The organism is Vulcanisaeta sp., assembly GCF_049966235.1.
Lineage (GTDB): Archaea > Thermoproteota > Thermoprotei > Thermoproteales > Thermocladiaceae > Vulcanisaeta > Vulcanisaeta moutnovskia.
This window is the reverse complement of record NZ_JBMFVA010000039.1, coordinates 1-4,281: the sequence shown is the minus strand read 5'-3', so window position 1 is coordinate 4,281 and position 4,281 is coordinate 1. Positions and strand designations below refer to the sequence as shown.

Below are 4,281 nucleotides of genomic sequence, written 5' to 3'. Positions count from 1 at the left end.
CCGTGACTGCGTAGAGTTTGCCGCTGTCATTTACTATAGTTGTTATGAAGGCTAGCACCGACGGCCCGGAGTTGGCTGGGTTGTTGTGTAGTTGTTTTATTAACTCGATGGCGGGTTCTACGTAATTGCTTAGGTTGATTAGTAGCGATGCTGAGTGTTTGCTTAATGATTCGTTTATTGAGTATGTTCCTAGGTCTATGAAGCCGCTTGTCGTTGGTGCGCTTAGGTATATGCTTACTGTACCAACCCTGTTGTTGGGTAGGTTCCTCACGTTGACAGTGATCATTGGAAAGATAATTGGAAAGATAGTTGGTGGATCGAAGTGTAAGGAACCGAAGGGTTGAGGAAGCTCTGGATATCTAATGTAGGTTACTGTGTAGTTGTTGCCCACGTACCTAAATATCACATGCCCTGTATGTACGTAGATAAACACGGAGATGTACGCTGTAGCAACGGCAATTATCACTAGTAGCCATCCCTTATTAATACGTGGGCGGCCCATATTGACTATTTGCATTTTCTTAGGGTATTAATTTCCTAGGGTATTCATAAAAAGTGGACCGAGTAGAGTTGATTGTTAGTGTCTTCATGCTATGCTTGGAGTAGTACGAGTTTTGGTATTTGGCATTTCATTATTCGTGCTATTTCATCCTTCAGCGCCTGTGCTGTTTGGTCCCATAGTTTGTTCCCCGTGCTTTGCCACTTAGTTATTCTTAGTGCTGTGTTTATGTATGTGGCTAGGTCCGCGAGTGCTGGGTTCTTGTACTCCGTGGTCATGTTGTCGGCTTCGCCCTTTAGGATCGTTATTAATCCCCTCAGGAATTTCTCGACATCATCATTATCGCCCTGGCCCAATAATTTAACTGCCTCATCGTATTTCCCAACGCCGATCAGTAGTACTGTTAGTAGTATCCTTACTTTCCTCAGGTTCCTCTGATCGTTGGTGGTTAAGTAGTGGTTGAGTGAGTCCTGTAGCGCCCATCCGTGGATTGGCCTCAGTAGTTCTGGGTAGTCGCTGCAGTCCCTGTTCATTAATACCTTAGCCTTTATTAGGTTATGCATTGCTGAGGCTGCGAAGGGTATTTCGTTAAGTTCTAAGGCCTCCCTAAGCACATCGCTGAACACAGAATGAGCACCGCTCAAATCACCGCTTAGGTACTTAATTACGCCCAGCCTGTCCTTGAGCTCCAGCGACAGTTGTCGTCTCGTCCTTTCATCGATTCTGCAGTTGGTTAGCTTTCCCAATGCCGTGTTTACCACCTCTATTGCCTCTGTATACTTCATTAATTCCATATATGCACTGGCTAGGTTTGTCGTAAGTCTCGTCCATAGGTAGCAGGTTAATTCACTGTCTGGTTCGCCGATAATCTCTAGGCCGTGGTTTATAAATCTCAATGCCTCCTTCGGAAATCCACTGCCTATTAGTCCCTCACCTATACTGAGCATTAACCCCACGTAGTTAACCAGGTGTTTGTTTATGGTTTCCTTATCCAACTTCATGACTTGGTCTATAAACGGCATTAATTCGAGTGGGTTTCTCGACTTCCTAACCGCATGTCCCAACCCCTCAAGGGCTGCGGCGTAATCTCCAATCCTCATGCCCATCAGGAATGCCTTAACGCCGTATCTACGGGCCAGCTCAGGTAGATTCGCCTCGACGCCAAAGCGAGCTAGTCGTAGGCACGTGGTTAATACCTCGTTGGTGATCTCAATTGGGTAGTCACTGAGTTCTACGTACTTACTGCCATACTCAGCTAGGGCGACATCCCTCTCTAGGCTCCTCGGTCTCGACCTATAGTACTCGTACAAGATTCTGAAGACAACTCCCTCACAATTAACAATGCTTGAGACGACTTCCCTGCCCTTCTGGCTAAGTTTGACCTCATTATTATTCACCTCGATTAAGTCGCCGAGTAACAGCCGTGGGTCCCCCTGTATGTTTAGCATGCTTGTTAATTCATTCACGTCTATGACACCCACAACCTCTAGCAACTTAAGCGCGATTTCACGCTGTGAGCAAGTCATTTCTAGCTATTAATTGGGTTAGAGGGCTTAATTTTAACTGTTCGTGGGGACCTGATTAATCGATGTTTTGGGTATTAAGACTTATTAGGGCATGTGGAGAGTAGGTTATTGTGTCTAGTTCCAGTGATGCTGGTAGGCTTGGGCTTATTCATAATGGTGTTACCGAGATTTTCAATGGCTATATCGCGGGCATTATAGTAGGCATAATACTTGTGGTTTTCTTCCTAGCAATGCTCTTCTCCGTAATATATTCAATCCAATCATCGCCATTTGGCGTATCAAGCGAGTCGGCCGTTGAGTCCGTAATTCACGATGTTGGTTACTTCATAATATCGGTGGTAGTAATTGGAGGCATACTCCTCTACTGATTCTTTTACAGGGGTTTTACCTACCTGGCGAGGGCTGATCCTGCCAGGTACGGTATTGGTAGGTTAGGCGTGTTTTTATCATTTGTAATACTTGGGGTTAGTTTCGGTATAGGTCTTTGGTTCGTTTTGGCGAGTATTTCCGTGGGTATGTTGACCGTGCTTGACGTCCTAGTGGGCTTGGCTGGTCTTGTGCCTTTAGTACTTATGCTAATTGCCCTCTATAGGCTTGGTGATGAGTTTGGCGTTAATTATCTAACCCTTGGTGTTGTTCTATCTCTGATCGGTGCGATCTTGCAGTTGGTGCCGGTCATTAACATTGTTGGTGGCATTCTCGACCTTGTGGGTTTTATCTTACAGCTAGTAGGTCTGAACGAGGTCAAAAGGATAGTTATGAATAGGTTGAGTAGGTTGGGTGGTGCCTAAGTAGGTATTTATGGTGAGCGAGACGTGGTGATTACGTCATTTCTTAGACCATCTATATAGGATTGTGCCTCCATAAATTAATGCGCCACCTAGTAACAGTGGTTGTATTAGGAGTGTGATCATTGGTAAGTACGACGTAGTTATTCCATAAGTCATCTTGCTAGAATAACTATAGTTAAGTATGGCCTGGTTGGTGTATAGTTTATATGGCCATACTAACAGTGTTTCGTTTGATTTAACCGTAGTGGTTAGTTCTGTATAATTACCCGTGAATTGTGCCAATAGCTCCTTGACATCACTGATGTTTAATTGCACCGTGGCAAGTACACCAATGCCCTGGGGCGGTATTGCAATCCTTTCCCTAATATCCATGGGCAATGATGACAGCGGTATAAGCGCTACCTTAAAGGCTGCACCTTCCGCAGATATCTTTATGTTAATTGGTGTTGATACGTATATCATAAGCACAGTGCTTGTATTATTTACTATGTATGGGCTCATGCCGCCAAATTCACCGACAGCCGACGTGACCATCGTAGTAGGGAGCACAATGAATGGTACAATGACTACGATTATACCAATAACGATTAAAATTACGCCAAACACCAGGGCTAAGACCTTGCCAATCGGTTTTTACTGAGTTCCTGTGAGTTACTCATTGAATCACCAGCACCTACTTTAGTCTGCGTCTCTTTTAGTGGTAATGGCGTGGTATACTCGGTCATTATTGATGGTAAGTCCACAGCGCTTAACGGCCCTATATAATGCCAAGTCCTTCCATGTTTTACATAGACGTATTCCTGATCACCAATCCTCTTAATGATTATGGAGCCTCCATCCTGCACCTCGGGCATCGACCTCGACCAATCGACCTTGTACTCACACTTACTACTTCTTGATTGCCTTTAAAGTGGTAACTTTGACAGCGAACCGGAAATCATTATTAATCGCGGTATATTAAACTATTAATGTCAAGTCCTGGTAGTCCTCAGGGTGGTTCCGATAGGGCTAGGCTTATTTATGATGGCGTTTCCAATATTTATAATGGACTTATTGCTGCCTTAGTTACTGGGATAATATTCATGCCAATTTACCTATCCCTTGAGTATTCTCTCTTCCTAGCAACAACTAGCAGGGATATCGTATTAACGATGCACGTCATTGGTTATGCCGTTGCCGTATTCAATATTGTGTATTTGGTGATAGTTCTTTATAGGTTTCTCTATAGAGTTTTCAATTTCCTATTTATCATTGACCGTGCTAAGTACGGCATTGGTAGATTAGGTACTAAGTTGATGTTCGTATTTAATGCCATCTCAATAGCTCTAGGCCTATTTCTAGCGTTATCTAGTGATAAGTTGGTCATGGTGTTGTCTGCATAGATAATTAATCTCATTAGGTTGCTTGTGGCAATACCGTTCATACTCATGTGCGTTGCTCTTTATAGGCTTGGTAATGATTTCAA

The 4,281-nt window shown here is 43.8% G+C and carries 6 protein-coding genes and 1 pseudogene; 3 read left to right on the top strand and 4 right to left on the bottom strand.

The features are described from left to right. A pseudogene (locus ACP5L5_RS11380) lies at window positions 1–466 on the bottom strand (hypothetical protein); the annotation flags it as partial. A gap of 125 nt (window positions 467–591) precedes the next feature. After that, entirely contained in the window at window positions 592–1,980 is a 1,389-nt protein-coding gene (locus ACP5L5_RS11375; protein ID WP_428763904.1) for a hypothetical protein, read from the bottom strand. A 155-nt stretch (window positions 1,981–2,135) separates the two neighbouring features. Here ACP5L5_RS11375 and ACP5L5_RS11370 point away from each other — a divergent pair, with 155 nt between their 5' ends. Further along, window positions 2,136–2,393, top strand: a complete 258-nt coding sequence (locus tag ACP5L5_RS11370; protein WP_428763902.1) for a hypothetical protein — start codon at window positions 2,136–2,138, stop codon at window positions 2,391–2,393. Between the two features lie 24 nt (window positions 2,394–2,417). Further along, on the top strand, window positions 2,418–2,816 hold the full coding sequence (locus ACP5L5_RS11365) for a hypothetical protein (protein WP_428763906.1): 399 nt from the start codon (window positions 2,418–2,420) through the stop codon (window positions 2,814–2,816). 36 nt (window positions 2,817–2,852) lie between these two features. Here ACP5L5_RS11365 and ACP5L5_RS11360 read toward each other — a convergent pair whose 3' ends face one another. Next, a complete protein-coding gene (locus tag ACP5L5_RS11360; protein WP_428763901.1) occupies window positions 2,853–3,422 on the bottom strand; it encodes a hypothetical protein in 570 nt (189 codons plus the stop codon). Window positions 3,423–3,427: 5 nt separating this feature from the next. After that, window positions 3,428–3,670, bottom strand: coding sequence for a hypothetical protein (locus ACP5L5_RS11355; protein WP_428763899.1), 243 nt, complete (start codon window positions 3,668–3,670; stop codon window positions 3,428–3,430). Window positions 3,671–3,784: 114 nt separating this feature from the next. Here ACP5L5_RS11355 and ACP5L5_RS11350 point away from each other — a divergent pair, with 114 nt between their 5' ends. Continuing rightward, window positions 3,785–4,198, top strand: coding sequence for a hypothetical protein (locus ACP5L5_RS11350; RefSeq protein ID WP_428763898.1), 414 nt, complete (start codon window positions 3,785–3,787; stop codon window positions 4,196–4,198). The last annotated feature ends 83 nt before the right edge of the window (window positions 4,199–4,281 follow it).

Excerpts from the sequence above, each read along its gene's own strand:
- ACP5L5_RS11355 (WP_428763899.1), bottom strand. The coding sequence starts at position 3,670 with ATGCCCGAGGTGCAGGATGGAGGCTCCATAATCATTAAGAGGATTGGT.
- ACP5L5_RS11350 (WP_428763898.1), top strand. The coding sequence starts at position 3,785 with ATGTCAAGTCCTGGTAGTCCTCAGGGTGGTTCCGATAGGGCTAGGCTT.